At 69.5% G+C, this 16,280-nt stretch carries 17 protein-coding genes and 1 tRNA gene; 11 read left to right on the top strand and 7 right to left on the bottom strand.

All coding sequences use genetic code 11. The features are described from left to right. Positions 1-8 precede the first annotated feature (8 nt). The 5 genes from ACWEIJ_RS02300 to ACWEIJ_RS02320 all read left to right on the top strand — a co-directional run bounded on the left by ACWEIJ_RS02300 (position 9) and on the right by ACWEIJ_RS02320 (position 3,159). Positions 9-719: an ABC transporter permease gene (locus tag ACWEIJ_RS02300; protein WP_449835395.1), complete on the top strand. Its 711-nt coding sequence runs from the start codon at positions 9-11 to the stop codon at positions 717-719. After that, complete coding sequence (locus ACWEIJ_RS02305) at positions 712-1,509, top strand: ABC transporter permease (protein ID WP_449835396.1); 798 nt, start codon at positions 712-714, stop codon at positions 1,507-1,509. Before ACWEIJ_RS02300 ends, ACWEIJ_RS02305 begins: the two co-directional genes overlap by 8 nt. After that, on the top strand, positions 1,506-2,477 hold the full coding sequence (locus tag ACWEIJ_RS02310) for an ABC transporter ATP-binding protein (RefSeq protein ID WP_449835397.1): 972 nt from the start codon (positions 1,506-1,508) through the stop codon (positions 2,475-2,477). Before ACWEIJ_RS02305 ends, ACWEIJ_RS02310 begins: the two co-directional genes overlap by 4 nt. A 45-nt stretch (positions 2,478-2,522) precedes the next feature. Then, the gene (locus ACWEIJ_RS02315) at positions 2,523-2,870 is read left to right on the top strand and encodes a bacteriophage spanin2 family protein (RefSeq protein ID WP_449835398.1); all 348 of its coding nucleotides are present in this window, start codon (positions 2,523-2,525) and stop codon (positions 2,868-2,870) included. 97 nt (positions 2,871-2,967) lie between these two features. Then, a complete protein-coding gene (locus tag ACWEIJ_RS02320; RefSeq protein WP_030470815.1) occupies positions 2,968-3,159 on the top strand; it encodes a DUF1918 domain-containing protein in 192 nt (63 codons plus the stop codon). On the opposite strand, the gene ACWEIJ_RS02325 is transcribed toward ACWEIJ_RS02320, so the two are convergent. Together ACWEIJ_RS02325 and ACWEIJ_RS02330 are read right to left on the bottom strand one after the other, a co-directional pair. Then, positions 3,156-3,968, bottom strand: a complete 813-nt coding sequence (locus tag ACWEIJ_RS02325; RefSeq protein ID WP_449835399.1) for an inositol monophosphatase family protein — start codon at positions 3,966-3,968, stop codon at positions 3,156-3,158. The two genes, ACWEIJ_RS02320 and ACWEIJ_RS02325, sit on opposite strands and share 4 nt — an antisense overlap. Before the next feature lie 20 nt (positions 3,969-3,988). Further along, the gene (locus ACWEIJ_RS02330) at positions 3,989-4,969 is read right to left on the bottom strand and encodes a malate dehydrogenase (RefSeq protein ID WP_204763197.1); all 981 of its coding nucleotides are present in this window, start codon (positions 4,967-4,969) and stop codon (positions 3,989-3,991) included. Between the two features lie 140 nt (positions 4,970-5,109). On the opposite strand from ACWEIJ_RS02330, the gene ACWEIJ_RS02335 reads away from it, so the two are divergent. Continuing rightward, complete coding sequence (locus ACWEIJ_RS02335; RefSeq protein ID WP_449835733.1) at positions 5,110-5,661, top strand: pentapeptide repeat-containing protein; 552 nt, start codon at positions 5,110-5,112, stop codon at positions 5,659-5,661. Here ACWEIJ_RS02335 and ACWEIJ_RS02340 read toward each other — a convergent pair. After that, positions 5,647-8,271, bottom strand: a complete 2,625-nt coding sequence (locus ACWEIJ_RS02340; protein WP_449835400.1) for a TNT domain-containing protein — start codon at positions 8,269-8,271, stop codon at positions 5,647-5,649. The two genes, ACWEIJ_RS02335 and ACWEIJ_RS02340, sit on opposite strands and share 15 nt — an antisense overlap. A gap of 139 nt (positions 8,272-8,410) precedes the next feature. Between ACWEIJ_RS02340 and ACWEIJ_RS02345 the strand changes: the two genes are divergently transcribed. The 3 genes from ACWEIJ_RS02345 to ACWEIJ_RS02355 are packed head-to-tail and all read left to right on the top strand — an operon-like array spanning position 8,411 to position 10,483. Then, positions 8,411-9,331: a DMT family transporter gene (locus ACWEIJ_RS02345; protein WP_449835401.1), complete on the top strand. Its 921-nt coding sequence runs from the start codon at positions 8,411-8,413 to the stop codon at positions 9,329-9,331. Then, positions 9,328-10,176: a bifunctional methylenetetrahydrofolate dehydrogenase/methenyltetrahydrofolate cyclohydrolase gene (locus tag ACWEIJ_RS02350; RefSeq protein ID WP_449835402.1), complete on the top strand. Its 849-nt coding sequence runs from the start codon at positions 9,328-9,330 to the stop codon at positions 10,174-10,176. The genes ACWEIJ_RS02345 and ACWEIJ_RS02350 overlap by 4 nt, the downstream gene beginning before the upstream one ends. Continuing rightward, positions 10,163-10,483 (top strand): DUF3017 domain-containing protein, encoded by a 321-nt coding sequence (locus tag ACWEIJ_RS02355; protein ID WP_449835403.1) that lies wholly within the window; start codon positions 10,163-10,165, stop codon positions 10,481-10,483. Before ACWEIJ_RS02350 ends, ACWEIJ_RS02355 begins: the two co-directional genes overlap by 14 nt. Here the strand turns inward: ACWEIJ_RS02355 and ACWEIJ_RS02360 are convergent. Further along, positions 10,480-11,055, bottom strand: coding sequence for a TetR/AcrR family transcriptional regulator (locus ACWEIJ_RS02360; protein WP_449835404.1), 576 nt, complete (start codon positions 11,053-11,055; stop codon positions 10,480-10,482). The two genes, ACWEIJ_RS02355 and ACWEIJ_RS02360, sit on opposite strands and share 4 nt — an antisense overlap. Positions 11,056-11,121: 66 nt before the next feature. On the opposite strand from ACWEIJ_RS02360, the gene ACWEIJ_RS02365 reads away from it, so the two are divergent. After that, on the top strand, positions 11,122-11,694 hold the full coding sequence (locus ACWEIJ_RS02365) for a dihydrofolate reductase family protein (RefSeq protein WP_449835405.1): 573 nt from the start codon (positions 11,122-11,124) through the stop codon (positions 11,692-11,694). A 78-nt stretch (positions 11,695-11,772) separates the two neighbouring features. Here ACWEIJ_RS02365 and ACWEIJ_RS02370 read toward each other — a convergent pair whose 3' ends face one another. Then, on the bottom strand, positions 11,773-11,901 hold the full coding sequence (locus tag ACWEIJ_RS02370) for a hypothetical protein (RefSeq protein ID WP_449835406.1): 129 nt from the start codon (positions 11,899-11,901) through the stop codon (positions 11,773-11,775). Between the two features lie 18 nt (positions 11,902-11,919). Here ACWEIJ_RS02370 and ACWEIJ_RS02375 point away from each other — a divergent pair. Next, positions 11,920-11,991: transfer RNA gene (locus tag ACWEIJ_RS02375), tRNA-Arg, on the top strand. 129 nt (positions 11,992-12,120) lie between these two features. Here the strand turns inward: ACWEIJ_RS02375 and ACWEIJ_RS02380 are convergent. Further along, positions 12,121-12,783, bottom strand: coding sequence for a Type 1 glutamine amidotransferase-like domain-containing protein (locus tag ACWEIJ_RS02380; RefSeq protein WP_449835407.1), 663 nt, complete (start codon positions 12,781-12,783; stop codon positions 12,121-12,123). Between the two features lie 162 nt (positions 12,784-12,945). Next, a complete protein-coding gene (locus ACWEIJ_RS02385) occupies positions 12,946-16,233 on the bottom strand; it encodes an error-prone DNA polymerase (RefSeq protein WP_449835408.1) in 3,288 nt (1,095 codons plus the stop codon). Between the last annotated feature and the right edge of the window lie 47 nt (positions 16,234-16,280).

Genomic DNA, 16,280 nt, shown 5'->3' on the forward strand with positions numbered 1-16,280 from the left:
TGGCCGGAATGACCACGAACGTGGTCTTCGGCCTGTTGCGTCTCTCCGTCATCACCGCCGCGGTCAAGGCGGCGCACGGCGAGATCGCGAACTACGACATCGCTGCCACCAACACGTACGTCTGGATCGGGCAGGGGCTGCTCGGGTTCGTCCTGCTGTGGGGGAACAACGAGCTCGCCGAGCGCGTGCGATCCGGTGACGTGGTAGTAGACCTCTATCGGCCGTGGCATCTCCAGGGTGCCCTCCTCGCCGAGGACATCGGCCGCGCCGCTTTCGCGCTGCTGGTGAGGCTGGCGCCGCCGATGGTGTTCGGCATGCTGCTGTTCCCGTTCCAGTTCCCCGAGAACCCGTTGCGGTGGCCGCTGTTCCTGCTCAGCGCCACGATCGCGCTGGTCATCAGCTTCGGGGTGCGGTTCCTCGTGGAGGCCAGCGCGTTCTGGCTGCTCGACAACCGCGGGGTGTACGGGTTCTGGAACGTCAGCTCCGGCCTGCTGTGCGGGCTGACGGTGCCCATCTCGTTCTTCCCCGAGTGGGCGAAGAACGCGCTGTGGGCGTCACCGTTCCCCGCGTTGCTGCAGGCGCCGATCGACGTGTTCCTCGGACACGGCAGCGTCGTGAAACTCCTGCTGTACCAAGCCTTCTGGGCCGTGGTAGTCCTCGCGCTCGGTCACTTCATGCTGCAACGCGCGGTGCGCAAGGTGGTGGTCCAAGGTGGCTGACGTCATCTACCCCCGGCTCATCGGCGCGCGGATCAGGAGCCAGCTCGCCTACCGCGGCTCGTTCGCGATCGACTTCGTGTCGCAGGTGATGGCGCAGTCCTACGAGCTGATCGTGATCCTGGTGCTCTTCAGCCAGGTCAACGCGCTGGGCGGGTTCAGCAGGAACGAGGTGCTGCTGATGTACGCCTTCGCGGGCGCGGCGTTCGGCGTCGCCGACCTCTTCGCCGGACAGCTCGACTACCTGCCGACGTACATCCGCACCGGCAACTTCGACGTGCTGCTGATGCGGCCGCTCGGGACGTTGCCGCAGATCATGTGCTCCGACATCCGGTTGCGCCGGATCGGGCGGATCATCGGCGCACTCGCCGTCATGGTCTACACGCTCTCGCACGTCGCGGTCGCCTGGTCGCCGGCGAAGATCATGCTGACCGTCGCGACACCGGTGGCGGGCGCGGTGATCTACGGTTCGGTCTGGGTGGTCGCCTGCTCGATCTGCTTCTGGATCGTCGAGGGACGCGAGTTCGCCAACGCGGTCACCTACGGCAGCAACGCCTTCACGTCGTACCCGATCAACGTCTACGCCCGGCCGTTGCGCTGGCTGATGGCGTACGTGGTGCCGGGGGCGTTCGTCGCGTACTACCCGAGCCTCGCGCTGCTCGGGAAACAGGACCCGCTCGGCCTGCCGGGCTGGGTCGGCTGGACATCACCGCTCGTCGCGGTACTGGCGGCGACGGCTGCCGGGCTGGTGTGGCGGTTCGCGGTCAGGCACTACCGGGGAACGGGATCATGATCGAGGTCAGGGAGCTCCGCAGGGAGTTCAAGGTCGCCACGTCGAAAGGCCTGCGGCGCAACTACAAGACCGTCACGGCGGTCGACGGCGTCACGTTCGACGTCGAGGCGGGAGAGGCCGTCGGGTACGTCGGCCCGAACGGCGCCGGCAAGTCCACGACGATCAAGATGCTGACCGGGATCCTGGTACCGACCAGCGGGCACCTCCTGGTCAGCGGCGTGGATCCGGCGAAGCAGCGCCGCGATCTGGCCAAGCGCATCGGCGTCGTGTTCGGCCAGCGCAGCCAGCTCTGGTGGGACCTGCCGCTCAAGGACAGCTTCGACCTGCTGAGGTCGATCTACCGGGTGAGCCACGAGGACTACCGGCGGCGGCTCGACGAGTGCGTCGAGCTCCTCGGCCTGCAGGAGCTGCTGATCACCCCGGTGCGGCAGCTCTCGCTGGGCCAGCGGATGCGCGGCGAGATCACCGCCGCCCTCCTGCACGCACCGGAGCTCCTGGTGCTCGACGAGCCGACGATCGGTCTGGACCTGGAGTCGAAGGAACGCCTGCGGGAGTTCCTCGCGGACATCAACACCCGCCGCGGCACGACGCTCCTGCTCACCACGCACGACCTGGACGACATCGAACGCCTCTGCCCGCGGCTGATGGTGATCGACCACGGCCGGGTCCTCGCCGACGGACCGCTGGACGAGCTGCGCGCCGAGGTCACCCCGGAACGCGAGCTGGTCATCGACCTCAGGGAACCGGGTCCGGCGCCGGACGTCCCCGGAGTGACGGCGGTGCGCAGCGAGGCCAACGGGTTGCGACACCACCTCACGTTCAGGAGGGCGGAGACGACGGCGGCTCAGTTGATCACCCAGGTGGTGCGGCAGGTGGAGGTGCACGATCTCGCCGTCGTGGAGCCGGAGATCGACGACGTCATCCGGAAGCTGTACCAGCGCCAGGTCGAGCAGGACGCGCATCGGTAGAGTCGGAAGCAACACAAACGGACACATCGGGCACAAGGAGAGCGAATGCGCCTAGTCGGACCGCTGGCAGCAGCCGTCATCGCGTTGGGTGGCCTGACGGCCTGCGACACGATCCAGGGAGTCAGCAACACCGCGGACAAGGTGAAGCTGTGCGCCGACGCGATCCAGCTGCTGGGCTTCTCGCCGGACCTGAGCAACCCGCAGAAGGCGCTGGAGGACACCCAGGCCAAGGCGAAGGAGCTCGAGAACCTCGCGAACTCCTCCCCCGACGAGCAGGTGAAGAAGGCTCTGCAGGAGGCGGCCAACGGCATGCAGAACGTCGGTTCCGCCGCGGACTGGGTGCAGCAGAAGGCCGATCTCGTCGCGAAGGTCTCCTCAGCCTGCGGCGGATGAGCACTTGAGCCCTGTTGCGCTCCTCCGGTGTCGGCCTAGGCTTTAACGCGTTCAGCGCGCCGTGCCTCACGCCGCACACCGGAGGTGTCGCAACATCATGCAAGCAACCGTTGGTGACAGGCTCCACGTCCACAGCCGGTCGGTCGGCCTCGAGGAGCGCCTGGGCGAGATCCTCGAAGTGCGCGGTACCGACGGCCAGCCGCCGTACCTCGTCCGCTTCAACGACGGTCACGAGGGCCTGGTGTTCCCCGGCCCCGACTGCATCGTCGAGCCGCGAGGCGAGATCTAGCCGAGCACCGTCGCGATCAACTCCTCGGCGAGCTGAGGAGTCGCTGCCGCCACGCCTGACCAGCGCCTGCTCAGGTCGGGATCGAACGTGAACGGCCGCCCGCGCAGGTCGACCAGCACCCCACCCGCGGCGGGCACGGTGACCAGTGCCGTCGCGAGGTCCATGATCCGGTGCGTGTCGCTGCCCGGATCGATGAACGCGTCGACGGTGCCCTCGGCGACCAGCATGGTCTCCAGGCAGGTCGTGCAGAGCACCCGGATGCGGTCGGCGCGGTTCGCGATGCGCAGCCACGCGTCCTGAGTGCCGGTCTTGGGGCGCATGAGACACACGGACGCGCCGTCCAAAGTGGTGCGTCCGGTCGTGCGGAACGACGTTGGAACTCCTGCGCGCGCGTGCCACGCACGGCCCGTGTCGAACCACGTGGTCAAGGCTTCTTTGGCCGTGCCGTCCTCGACGAGAGCACCGGCGAAGCACGAGAGAGGAACGCCGAACGCGGCGTTCGCGGACCCGTCGACCGGGTCGATGACGAGAGTGATCGAGGAGCCGTTGTCGACGAACCCGGCTTCCTCGGACAGGAGGTTCACGCGGTTGCGGTGGACGGACTCCAGAACCGCGTCCTCGACGATGCGGTCGACGCGCATCGTCGGTGTTCCGTCGGCGCCGTCCGCCACTTCTTCGCGGAGTTCGAGGCGCGTGTGCTGAGATCGGGCGCGTCCGTACGCCGCCGACGCCGCACGGGCGGCGTCGGCGAGCGCAGGATGCACGTCATCGGAGAGCTGTGGCTGGGGCACGTCCCATGGAATGCGCACGTGCCCACAGTGCCACGAAATCAGATCAGGCCGAGGCCCTTGACCGCGTCGCGCTCCTCGACCAGCTCGGCCACGGAGGCGTCGATGCGGGCGCGGGAGAACTCGTCGATCTCCAGGCCCTGGATGATCTCGTACGAGCCGCCCGAGCACTTGACCGGGAACGACGAGATGATGCCCTCGGGCACGCCGTACGAACCGTCCGACGGGATGGCCATCGAGGTCCACTCGGTGCCGTTGACCCAGTCGTAGATGTGGTCGATGGCGGCGTTCGCGGCCGACGCGGCCGAGGACGCGCCACGGGCCTCGATGATCGCCGCACCGCGCTTGGCGACGGTCGGGATGAAGTCGTTCTCCAGCCACGCCTGGTCGTTCACGGCCTCGGCGGCGGTCTTGTCGCCGACCTTGGCGTGGAACAGGTCCGGGTACTGGGTGGCCGAGTGGTTGCCCCAGATCGTCATGTTCTGGATGTCGGTGACCGCGACGCCCAGCTTCTTGGCGAGCTGCGACAGGGCGCGGTTGTGGTCCAGGCGCGTCATCGCGGTGAAGCGCTCGCGCGGGACGTCCGGCGCGTGCTGCTGGGCGATGAGGGCGTTGGTGTTGGCCGGGTTGCCGACCACGAGCACCTTCACGTCGTCCGCGGCGCCGGCGTTGATCGCCTCGCCCTGCGGCTTGAAGATGCCGCCGTTGGCCTCGAGCAGGTCGCCGCGCTCCATGCCCTTGGTGCGGGGGCGGGCGCCGACGAGCAGGGCCACGTTCACGCCGTCGAACGCGGTCTTCGCGTCGTCGGTGATCGTGATGCCCTTGAGCAGCGGGAAGGCGCAGTCGTCGAGCTCCATCGCGGTGCCCTCGGCGGCCTTCAGCGCCGGGGTGATCTCCAACAGCCGCAGGTTGACCGGGGTGTCCGGGCCGAGCAGGTGGCCGGAGGCGATGCGGAAGAGCAGTGCGTAGCCGATCTGGCCGGCTGCACCGGTGACAGTGACGTTCACGGGCGTGCGGGTCATGAGCCTTCCCGAATGACGGTCCTCGTTGACGTCGGGCAGGTCGCCCGGCGTCCCGCACGTTACCAACACGTGGACGGTGGCAGAGTGTGAGAGTGGACAACCCTTCGGAAGAGGTCGGCGAGGACTACGCCGACGCCGTGATGCCCGGACAGCACTGGGAGAAGCGGTCTTTCACCGACTGCGACTTCACCGAAGCCGACCTCCGCGAGCTCGTGACGACGGGCTGCACGTTCACCCGGTGCGACTTCACCCGGACGGATCTCGGCGAGTCGAAGCACCACGCGACGGCGTTCCGGCAGTGCACCTTCGACCGCACGGTGCTGACGCGGTCGTCGTTCACCTCGTGCAGCCTCATGGGTTCGAACTTCGTGGACTGCGTGCTGCGGCCGGTCACCTTCACCGAGGTGGACTTCACGCTGGCGTCGCTGGTGAAGGCACCGCTGTACGACCTGAAGCTGGACGGGCAGCGGTTCCGCGAGACCAACCTCATGGAAGCGGACCTGCGCAACACCGACCTGAGCAAGGCGGACCTGATGGGCGCACGGCTGCTCGACGCCAAGCTGGAGGGCGCGGACCTGCGCGGGGCGTTGATCGACGCGAACGGGCTCCGGCAGGCCAAGCTCGCCGGAGCCCTGATCGACGTCGACCAGGCGATCGCTTTCGCGGCCGCCTACGGGCTAGTTGTCAGCTGATCCCGTGATCTCCACCAGCACGCCGTCGGCGACCATCTCCTCGATCGCCTTCGGCAGCAGGTAGGCGGTTCCGCCACCGGGCTGCTCGAACCACGGCACCGCGACGCCCGTCAGCACCTCGAGCGGGCGGCGCAACCGGTACACGCGGTACGGGCGGTTGATCCACGACGGCACGAGGCTGCGTTCCGGGAACGGGGTGCCCGCCACGTAGACGAGGTTGCCGTTCTGGTCGCCGTAGCGGTCGACCTCGGTGCCCGCCGGCAGCTCGAACATCTGCTTGTGGCGGAACAACGTGAGCGGCGGCTCGCCCGCGAGCGGCGCGATCGGGAACTTCCGCTTCGACGGCTCCTCCTGCGCGACCGCGGCGGCCACCGGTGCCGGTGCCGGTGCGGGAGCCGGCGCGGGAACCGGTGCCGGTGCCGGTACCGGCGGCGGCGGCGGTGGGGCCGCCTGCGGCTGGGGCATCGGCGGACGCTGCGGCGGCACGGGGCGGCGCGGCTCCTCGCGGAAACCGTTGCCCATCGGCCTGGGCGGCGGAGGCGGCGGCTGGGGCGTGCGCACGATCGTGCGGAAGTTGCCCAGCACCAGCTTGCCCACCAGGTACGCCGACGCGTCCTCGACCTTGTCGAACCGCACCGGGCTCTTCGGGCCGTGGTCGAACCAGCACACCTCCCAGCTGTCGCCGTCGAGGCGCAGCGTCCAGGTGCGGTCGGCCGGTTCGCCGATCCGGTACACGCCGTGCGGGACGCTCAGGTCGTCCAGCGCGCGGCGGGTGCCCGCCAGCTCGCGGTCCTCCTCCGGGGTGACCGCGCGCGGCGGCTTCACCGGCTCCGGTTCCGGTTCGGGCTCGGCCTTCGGCTCGTTGAACAGCGCCGCGTCGAACTGGGTCGTCTCCTCGACCTGCGCGGGCGGCGGTACCGGGATCGGCACGACCGGAGGCGCCACCGGCAAGGGCTCGGGGACGGGCTCCGGTTCGAAGGCCTGCGGTTCGAACGGCTGCTGCTCGAAGGCCGGCTGCTGCTCGAACTTCTGGGCCTCGAACGCGGTCGTGGACTCGATCTCGTTCTCGGCCAGGTCGGGCTCGTCCTCGGCGACCGCGACGACCGGGTGCTCCTCGGTGACCTCCGCCGGGCTCTCCACGGGCTCGTCCAGGACCGGGCTCCACGCCATGGTGTCCTGCATGGCGTCGCGCGGGCGTTCTTCCGCCTCCGGGAGAAGGCTCGCCGTGCTCTCCTCCTCGCGGTGGTGCGTGAAGAGCTCGGGCTCGTCCGGTCCGGCGGTCGGGATCTCTGGTTCGTCGACGGCGTCCACGACATCGTCTTCGTGCCGGGCGTCCGTTTCGTTCGGCTCCTCGGCCACCGCTTCCGCGACGGCCGGGGGCGCGACCTCCGCGACGGGCTCGGGCTCCTCGGGCTCGCTCGGGTGCGGGGCGAAGAGGTCCATGCCCGCGCCGTAGGTGTCGCGCAGGCGCCGGTCGTCGACGTGGTCGGGCACGCCGTCGGAGTCGAAGACCACCCGATAGGGCGGACCGTCACCGACCGGCGGCGGCACCGCCACCGCGACCGTGGCACCGACGTCCGCGGGCTGAGGCTCGGCCTCTACCTGCGGCTGCTCGGTCGTGACCTCGGCGGCCTGCGGCGGCTCCGGGTACATCGGCTCGAAGTCGTACTCCTCCGGCTCCTCGTCGGCGAAGGACGGCTGGGGCACGTACTGCGTCGCGTCCGGCTGCGGTTCCGGTTCGGGTTCGGGCTCCGGTTGCTGCTGGACGGGCTCCGGCGGCACCGGCACGACGGTTCCGGGCGGCGCGGCGGGCGCGCCGAGGTTCGCGGCGGCGGCGAGCCTCGACTCCTCGGACACCTCCGGCAGGCTGAAACCGGCGGCCCGCGCGCGTTCGACCAGCTCCGGCTCCGGCGGCACGCCGTACTTGCGCAGGTAGTAGGAGACGCCGACGGGCCAGATCCAGGCACCGTCGGTCTGGAACCCGGACGGCACGACCTGCGGCGAGTCCGGGTGCAGGACGTCGGCGTCGAACCCGCGGCCCGCGACGGCGACCGGCGCGTTCGACAGGTACGCCAGCAGCGGCGCGACCTCGGCCTCCGGCACCGGCGGCCGGTTGACCGACGGACGGCCACCCGGACCGGCCCCGTCGAACACGCGGACCGTGCGGAACACCGGCGTCGGCGGGTTCAGCCTGCGGCGCAGCCACTCGGGGACGTTCTCGTCGGCCCGCGGGAAGAACCGCATCTCGTCGAAGTACGCCTGCTGCGGCGGTGGCGTCTGCCAGGCCGGCTCGGCGCGGTCGAAGTCGAGGTTGTAGCTCGACGGGTGGTCGAGCTGGTAGCGGGCGTTCGTCCAGCTGCCCCGGCCCTCCCGGTGCATGCCGGCTCGCAGCCGGGCGAACAGCGACGCGACCTCCTGCGGCGGCGCCCACGCGTGCGAGGTGCCGTCCTGAAGCCGCATCTCGGACTCCAGCTCGAAGTACCGGCCGGTGGCTCGGTACTGCGCGATCACACTGCGCCAGTCCTCTGGTGCGGCCCGCATGAGAGTCAGGCCGATCTGCTTAACCAGAGCGTCCTGCTCGGTAGGGTTCAACGGCTTCGGCTCGGACACGCCAACATCTTCCCCTGCAAATCGCCGGATCGCACACGTCCCCCGCCGCTGCGCCGAACGGTGGAGGCCCGACCTTAACGCGGTGGACCTGCCAGGTTAAAGCTGATCAAGAACACCCCCGTCTCGCCTGGAGGAGTTCGTGTCGCGGTCCGCGCAGGTGACCGGTGGTCTGCTGGCCGCGATCGGCGGGGTGGCCGTCGCGGTCCAGGGCCGGGTGAACGGGTCGCTGGCGGAGTCGTTGCACAACGGTTTCCTCGCCGCGTTGATCTCGTTCGGCGGCGGGTGGCTCGTGCTGGTGGTGGTGGTCCTGTCGCGACAGTCCGGGCGCGACGGGCTGCGGCGGTTGCGGAACGCGCTGGCCGGGCGGCGGATTCGCTGGTGGGAGTGCATCGGCGGGATCTCGGGCGCGTTCCTGGTGACCTCGCAGGGGATCGCGATCACGACGATCGGCGTGGCGGTGTTCACCGTCGCGGTGGTCGTCGGGCAGGTGGTGAGCAGCCTGGTCGTGGACCGGCGGGGCATCGGGCCGGGCGAGCCGAAGCCGTTGACGCTCACCCGGGTGCTCGGCGCGGTGGTCGGTGTCGTCGCGGTGGTGGTCGCCGTGTCGGACCGGTTCACCTCGCCCGGCGCGTTGTGGCTCGCGGTGCTGCCGCTGGCCGGCGGGCTGCTGCTGGGCTGGCAGCAGGCGGTGAACGGGCTGGTGCGCGAGGCCGCCGGGCACTCGGTGGCGACGATTCTCGTGAACTTCACCACTGGCACGACGGTGTTGCTGCTCGTCAACCTGGTGGCCGCGCGCGGTGTGCCCGGCGAGTTCCCGCCGGACTGGTGGCTCTACGCCGGCGGGCTGCTCGGCATCGTCGGCGTGGGCGGGGCGATCGTGTCCGTGCGGTTCATCGGGGTGCTGATGGTCGGGCTGTGCGCGGTGTGCGGGCAGCTCATCGGCGCCGTGCTGCTCGACGCGACGAGCGGGCACCTGGCGTTGCCGACGGTCGTGGGTGTCGTGCTGACGCTGGTGTCGGTGGGCGTCGCCGCGCTGCCCAGTGGGAGGATGAGGGCGTGACTGCGACGCTGCTCAACGGCAACGAAACCCGGAACGCGCTGTTCGAGGACCTCAAGGCGCGGGTCGCCGCGCTGCCCGGCCCGGTCGGTCTGGCCACGGTGCTGGTCGGCGACGACCCCGGCTCGCACTCGTACGTCAAGGGCAAGCACAGGGCGTGTGAGAAGGTCGGCATCAAGTCGATCCGGCGCGACCTGCCCGAGTCGACGACGCAGGAGGAGCTGGAAGCCGTCATCGACGAGCTGAACGCCAACCCCGAGGTCACCGCCTACATCGTGCAGCTGCCGCTGCCCAAGCACCTGGACGCGAACGCGATCCTGGAGCGGATCGACCCGCGCAAGGACGGCGACGGCCTGCACCCGGTCAACCTGGGCAAGCTGGTGCTCGGCGTGGACGCCCCGCTGCCCGCGACCCCGCGCGGCATCGTGGAGCTGCTGCGCCGCTACGACGTGCCGCTCGCGGGCGCGAACGTCACCGTGGTCGGCCGCGGCGTCACCGTCGGCCGCCCGATCGGCCTGCTGCTGACCCGCCGCACCGAGAACGCCACCGTGACGCTGTGCCACACCGGCACCAAGGACCTCGCCGCCGAGGTGCGCCGCGCGGACATCGTGATCGCGGGCGCCGGCAGCGCGGGCCTGATCACGGCCGACATGGTGAAGCCGGGCGCGGCCGTGATCGACGTCGGCATCACCCGCACCGAGGCCGGTCTGGTCGGCGACGTGGCCCCCGAGGTCCGCGAGGTCGCCGGCTGGCTCGCCCCGATCCCCGGTGGCGCCGGCCCGATGACCGTCGCGATGCTGCTGACCAACACCGTCGAAGCCGCCGAGCGCGCCCATGCGGCGGTCTGACGCGGAAGCGCTCATGCCGGAACAGCGCTGGCGGTCGGGCCCCGGCAAGCACCTGCCGTTCGCGCTGGTGCTCGGGATCGGCGTGTTCGGGCTGGTGCGGATCTTCCAGTACCACTGGCGGCAGGGCGCCGTGCTGCTCGGCCTGTCGCTGCTGGTGGCGGCCGTGCTGCGGGTCCTGGTGACCGACGAGCAGGCCGGCCTGATCAAGATCCGCGGCCGCGGCATGGACGCGTTCCTCTACTCCACGCTGGGCGTCGTGGTGATCGCCGTGTCGCTGACGATCACCGGCGGCCCGCTCAGCCGTTAGTTCGGGCCGATAGCGCGGTCGACGAGGACCTCGATGAGCTCGTCGAGGTCCATCGGCGCGACGACGTCCGGCAGCGTGAGCCGTTCGTAGATCAACCCCGTCATCGCGAAGTACAGCAGCATGACGGTCATCCGGTCGCCGGGCAGCTTCGACTCCTCGTTGAACGCGATGTTGAAGTCGAGGTTGCCGGCGACCGTCCTGGTGAGCGCGGTGCGGAGGTCCGGCCTGCGCGTGGCCTCCAGCCGCAGCTCCATCATCGCCAGGTAGCTGGCCTTGTCGGCGTCCGCTCGTTCGACGATGTCGTGCATGAACTTGAGGCTCAGCGCCTTGTCGCGGGGCAGCGCGAGCGACTCCGCGATGGACTCCTCGGACGGCATGAGCCGCTGGGTGACCCTGATCGCCACCTCCGACATCAGGTCGTCACGGCTGGCGAAGTAGTTCGACGCCGTACCCGCCGGCACCGCGGCCTTCGCGTCGATCGCACGGTAGGTCAGCCCCCGCGCGCCCTCCTCCGCCAGGACGTCGATCGCCGCGTCCAGCAGCGCCGTCCGCCTCGCTTCGTTCTTGACCAAGGTTCCTCCTTGACAACCACTACAGGCATAGTACTACGGTTGTCGTGGTTGGAACACTCTGAGGGGATGATCGGTATACGAAAGCTCGTTTACTACGTGGCAGTGACGCTGGACGGGTTCATCGCGGCCGAGGACGGCACCTTCGACGGGTTCATCTTCGAAGGCGACCACATGGCCGGCATCAACGCCGAGTACCCGGACACGCTGCCCACCCAGTTCCGCTCGGCACTCGGCCTGGAGAACGAGCCGAACCGGAACTTCGACACGGTGCTGATGGGCCGCAACACCTACCAGGTGCCGGGCGGCCTCGCCTCGCCCTACGCGCACCTGCGCCAGTTCGTGGTGTCGTCGTCGCTGACCGGCACCCCGGACGACGTCGAGGTGATCCGCGAGGACGTTCTCGGCCGCGTGCAGGAACTGAAGGAGGAGGACGGCCTCGACATCTGGCTGTGCGGCGGCGGCAAACTGGCCGCCGAACTGCTGCCCCAGATCGACAAGCTGCTGCTGAAGATCAACCCGGTGGTGTTCGGGCGCGGCATCCCGTTGTTCGACGGAAAGGCCGACATCACGAAGTTCGCGCGGACCAACGCGCGACTGTTCGAGAGCGGAGTTTCGTTCCTGACCTACGAGCGCGCTTAAAATGATTGACGGGGACCGCGAGCGCCGCAATACTTGGGTCAACACCGAGACGGAAGGGGAACGCCATGAGCCGCCGATTCAGCTCAGCTCGACCGTTCCCGCGACCGTTCTCGCAGGTGAGCGGCACAGGCTCCCCTTCATGACCAGGTAGTGCGTCATGTTCAGGGAGCCGCCCCTCGGGTAACCGAGCAGGGCGGCTCTCTCCATTCTGTGCACTTTCATTTCGCCCTTGTAGCCCAATGGAAAAGGCGCGGCGCTACGAACGCCGAGATTCAGGTTCGACTCCTGGCAGGGGTACTCGCGGATGCGAGGGAGACGGCTAACCCACCTCATTTGGGATGAGGACACACCGCGTTCGACTCGCGGGCATCCGACTTTGCAAGGCGCCCCTTTCCGGGGTGCCTTGCTCATTTCGCGGAAGAGCGGCTACGACCCGAACTTCGTCCATCGCCCTTCGGAGACGACCTCGACGGAACCGTCGACGACCTTGATGGCTGTCTGTTCGTCGATGGCGTACGCCGGGATGCCGATTTCGGCGGCCCACCGCTCTGCGTCGGCCAGGGTGTTCGTGGGGAAGGCGTCCAGGTGCGGGAAGATCGAGAAGTCGACGACGCCCAGGGTGCGGTCGTCCGGTGCTGATGGCCACTCGACGAAGTACGTTCCGATCCGGGGCGTCATCACCATGCTTCCGGCGCTCACTCCCACCCAGACCGCGTCTGGCAACGAAGGCAGCAGATCGGCCAGCCCGGACTCGCGCAGCCAATGGCACAGGTACGTCGCGTCGCCGCCACCGACCAGGAACACGTCCGCCTTCCGGACCCAGGGAACCCATCGCTGCGCGCCGATGGTGGGCAGCGCGGTGAGTTCGAGGACGCCGAGCGACGCCCAGTCCAGGCCGGAGAAGTGCCGCCACCGGGGTTCGGCGGCCACGAATCCCCGCACCGAGACCGGATCGCACATCGGGTGAGCCCACTGGGCGGTCGGGACGCAGAGGGCGTGGCACTCGGAGATCGGCTTGCCGAGGAGCTGCACGAGCGCCGAGTGGATGCTCGGGTTCGTCACGCCACCTGAGGTGAGCAGGAGCTTCACAGGTTCCTCCAAATCGCGCGCGGGAAGGTGGATGTGTCCGGAGGAGAAGACCAGCGGCCAAGTTGAGACTCATCGCAGCACCGAGATCTCGCCCGTGCGCTGCTCGACGGGAAGACCGGGCTCGGCCCCCCGGTAGGCCCTGACGCCGAACACCGGACCGGCTCAGCGGAAGTCGCGCGACCTCGACGGGATGCGCAGGTCCAGGTGCTGCAACCGGTCCGCCATCAGGCTGACCACGCCCTCCGCCGACTCCACCACCCCGCGCACGAGCATCGCCCCGCTGCTGCGCGCCACCCGCCGATACCGCGCCCACAACCCGGGCGAGCACACGACGTTCACCATCCCGGTCTCGTCCTCGATGTTGAGGAACGTGACCCCGCCCGCCGTCGCCGGGCGCTGCCGATGTGTCACCGCACCACCGATCAGCACGCGCGTACCTGGTTTCACGGAGGCGAGGGCGGTCACCGGCAGGGCCCCCATCGAGTCCAGTTTGGACCGCACGAACTGGGTCGGGAAGCTGTCCGGCGACAGGCCCGTGGCCCAGACGTCCGCCACGGCCAGTTCGACCTCGTCCATGCCGGGCAACGACGGCGCGTCCACCCCGACCGCGGTGCCGGGCAGGCGGTCCGGCCGGATCGCGGCCACCGCGCCCGCCGCCCACAGCGCTTCGCGGCGTTCCAGGCCGAAGCAGGCGAAGGCGCCCGCGGTGGCCAGGGCTTCCACCTGGGCCGTGGTCAGCTGCACGCGGGAACCGAAGTCCTCCATGTCGCGGAACGGTTGTGCCGCAACGATCCGCTTGGCGTCCGCCTCGCCGATGCCGCGCACGGCGGACAGCCCGATGCGGACGGCGTTCTTGCCCTCGAACGGTTCCAGACCGGCCCAGGGCAGTGACGCGTTCACGCATGGGCCGTGCACGGTCACGCCGTGGCGGCGGGCGTCGGCCACCAGGGACTGCGGCGAGTAGAAGCCCATCGGCTGCGCGCGGAGCAGGGCCGCGCAGAACGCCGCCGGGTGGTAGAGCTTGAACCACGCGCTCACGAACACCAGGTGCGCGAAGGAAAGCGCGTGCGACTCGGGGAAGCCGAAGTTCGCGAACGCCAGCAGTTTCGCGTAGATGCGGCCCGCCAGCTCCTCACCGATGCCGTTCGAGGCACAGCCCTCGTAGAAGCGGTCGCGCAGGCGTTCCATGCGGGCCGTCGACCGTTTCGCGCCCATGGCCCTGCGCAGCTCGTCGGCCTCGGCGGCGGTGAAACCGGCCACGTCGACCGCGATCTGCATCAGCTGTTCCTGGAACAACGGGACGCCGTAGGTCTTGTGCAGCGCGTTCTCCAGCAACGGGTGGTCGTAGTCCCACTCCTCGACCCCGTTGCGGCGCCTGATGTACGGGTGCACCGAGCCGCCCTGGATCGGGCCCGGCCGGATCAGCGCCACCTCGACGACGAGGTCGTAGAACTCCCGCGGCTTCAACCGCGGCAACGTCGCCATCTGCGCGCGGCTCTCCACCTGGAAAACCCCGACGGAATCGGCTTTCTGCAGCATTTCGTAGACGCGCTCGTCCTCCAGGTCGACCTTGCCCATGTCGACCTCGACGCCCTCGTGGTCGCGCACGAGGTCGATGGCGTAGTGCAGGGCGGAGAGCATGCCCAGACCGAGCAGGTCGAACTTCACCAGGCCGATGGACGCGCAGTCGTCCTTGTCCCACTGCAGCACCGTGCGGTCGGGCATGCGCGCCTTCTCCACCGGGCACACCTCGCTGACCGCGCGGTGGCAGATCACCATGCCGCCGGAGTGGATGCCCAGGTGCCGCGGGAAGTTCTCCAGCTGCGCGGACAGCTCCAGCACCGGACGCGGGATGTCGCAGTCGTCGGTGGTGGTGCTGAGCGGTCCCCACCGGTCTATCTGCTTGCTCCACGCGTCCTGCTGGCCCGGCGAGTGGCCGAGGGCGCGGGCCATGTCGCGCACGGCGGAACGGGCGCGATAGGTGATGACGTTCGCGACCTGGGCGGCGTGGCGGCGACCGTACTTGGTGTAGACGTACTGGATCACCTCCTCGCGACGGTCGGACTCGATGTCGACGTCGATGTCGGGAGGGCCGTCGCGGGCGGGGGCGAGGAAGCGTTCGAAGAGCAGGTCGAAGCGGACCGCGTCCACGTTGGTGATGCCGAGCGCGAAGCAGACCGCGGAGTTCGCCGCGGAACCCCGGCCCTGGCAGAGGATGTCGTTGCGCTTGCAGAAGTTCACGATGTCCTGCACGACCAGGAAGTAGCCGGGGAAACCGAGCTGTTCGATGATCTTCAGTTCGTGCTCGATCTGCCGGAACGCCTTCTCGTCGTGGTCGCCGTACCTGCGCCGAGCGCCTTCGTGGGTGAGCTGACGCAGCCAGCTGCTCTCGGTGTGACCGGGCGGCACGTCGAACGGCGGCAGCTGCGGTGCGACGAGGCGGAGGTCGAACGCCAGCTGCATGCCGAGCAACGCGGCGTTGTGCACGGCGCCGGGATAACGGCGGAACCGGTGCCACATCTCCTCACCGCTGCGCAGGAACGCGGCGGGTGCCGGCGGCAGCCAGCCCGCCATGTCGTCGAGGCTGCTCCGAGCGCGGACGGCGGCCATCGCGGCGGCGAGCCTGCCGCGGCTCGCGGTGGCGTAGTGCACGGCATTCGTCGCCACCACGGGAAGTTTGAGGTCCTGCGCCATCGCGAAGAGGAGGTCGTTGCGCCTGCTGTCCTCGGGCAGGCCGTGGTCGGTCAGCTCGACGTGGACGCGTCCCGTGCCGAACAGGTCGGTGAGCCGGACGATCTCCCGGTACGCCGCCTCCGGGCCCTCCCTGGCCAACGCCCTGCGGACGGTTCCCTTGCGGCAGCCCGTCAGCACCACGACCTCGCCGCGGGTGTCCGCCACGACCTGGTCGAGGTCGTAGACGGGTTTGCCCTTCTCCGCGTCGTCGTGGAGGTGTCCGGTGGTGAGCGTGCGGCACAACCGGTGATAACCCTCCTGTTGGCGCGCGAGGAGAAGCAGGTGGTCGCCCTCCGGATCCGGCTCACCGTTGGCGGGCTTCGAGAGGCCGATGCTCAGCTCGGCGCCGAACACCGTGTGCATCCCGAGCTCCTTCGCGGCCTCGGCGAACCGCACCACGCCGTACATGCCGTCGTGGTCGGTGATCGCGATGGCGTCGAGCTTGAGCCGTTGCGCCTCCTCGACGAGCTCCTCCGGGTGGCTCGCGCCGTCGAGCCAGCTGAAGTTGCTGTGGCAGTGCAGCTCCGCGTACGGCACGCGCTTGCGGGTGACCGCGAGCTCGTCCACGCGCAGCTGGAACCCCGGCGGCGCGGTGTACCGGTCGCGGTGCCGTGACCACCCCGGACCGTCGCCGCCGTCGGGTTTCTGCTCGACGGGCTTGCCGGAAAGAGCGCGTTCCAGCTCCCTCCAGCGGACCGGCGGGTTATTCCACCCCACCGGAAGCCTTGCGCGGCAACGGGATCAGCAGCTCCAGCAGCTCCCAG

This window comes from Lentzea sp. NPDC004789 (genome assembly GCF_053601075.1).

What these genes read in the sequence shown, in the direction of transcription:
- ACWEIJ_RS02300 (WP_449835395.1), top strand. Translation starts at nt 9, where the DNA reads ATGACCACGAACGTGGTCTTCGGCCTGTTGCGTCTCTCCGTCATCACC.
- ACWEIJ_RS02310 (WP_449835397.1), top strand. Translation starts at nt 1,506, where the DNA reads ATGATCGAGGTCAGGGAGCTCCGCAGGGAGTTCAAGGTCGCCACGTCG.
- ACWEIJ_RS02315 (WP_449835398.1), top strand. Translation starts at nt 2,523, where the DNA reads ATGCGCCTAGTCGGACCGCTGGCAGCAGCCGTCATCGCGTTGGGTGGC.
- ACWEIJ_RS02320 (WP_030470815.1), top strand. Translation starts at nt 2,968, where the DNA reads ATGCAAGCAACCGTTGGTGACAGGCTCCACGTCCACAGCCGGTCGGTC.
- ACWEIJ_RS02330 (WP_204763197.1), bottom strand. Translation starts at nt 4,969, where the DNA reads ATGACCCGCACGCCCGTGAACGTCACTGTCACCGGTGCAGCCGGCCAG.
- ACWEIJ_RS02335 (WP_449835733.1), top strand. Translation starts at nt 5,110, where the DNA reads ATGCCCGGACAGCACTGGGAGAAGCGGTCTTTCACCGACTGCGACTTC.
- ACWEIJ_RS02355 (WP_449835403.1), top strand. Translation starts at nt 10,163, where the DNA reads ATGCGGCGGTCTGACGCGGAAGCGCTCATGCCGGAACAGCGCTGGCGG.
- ACWEIJ_RS02365 (WP_449835405.1), top strand. Translation starts at nt 11,122, where the DNA reads ATGATCGGTATACGAAAGCTCGTTTACTACGTGGCAGTGACGCTGGAC.
- ACWEIJ_RS02370 (WP_449835406.1), bottom strand. Translation starts at nt 11,901, where the DNA reads ATGGAGAGAGCCGCCCTGCTCGGTTACCCGAGGGGCGGCTCCCTGAAC.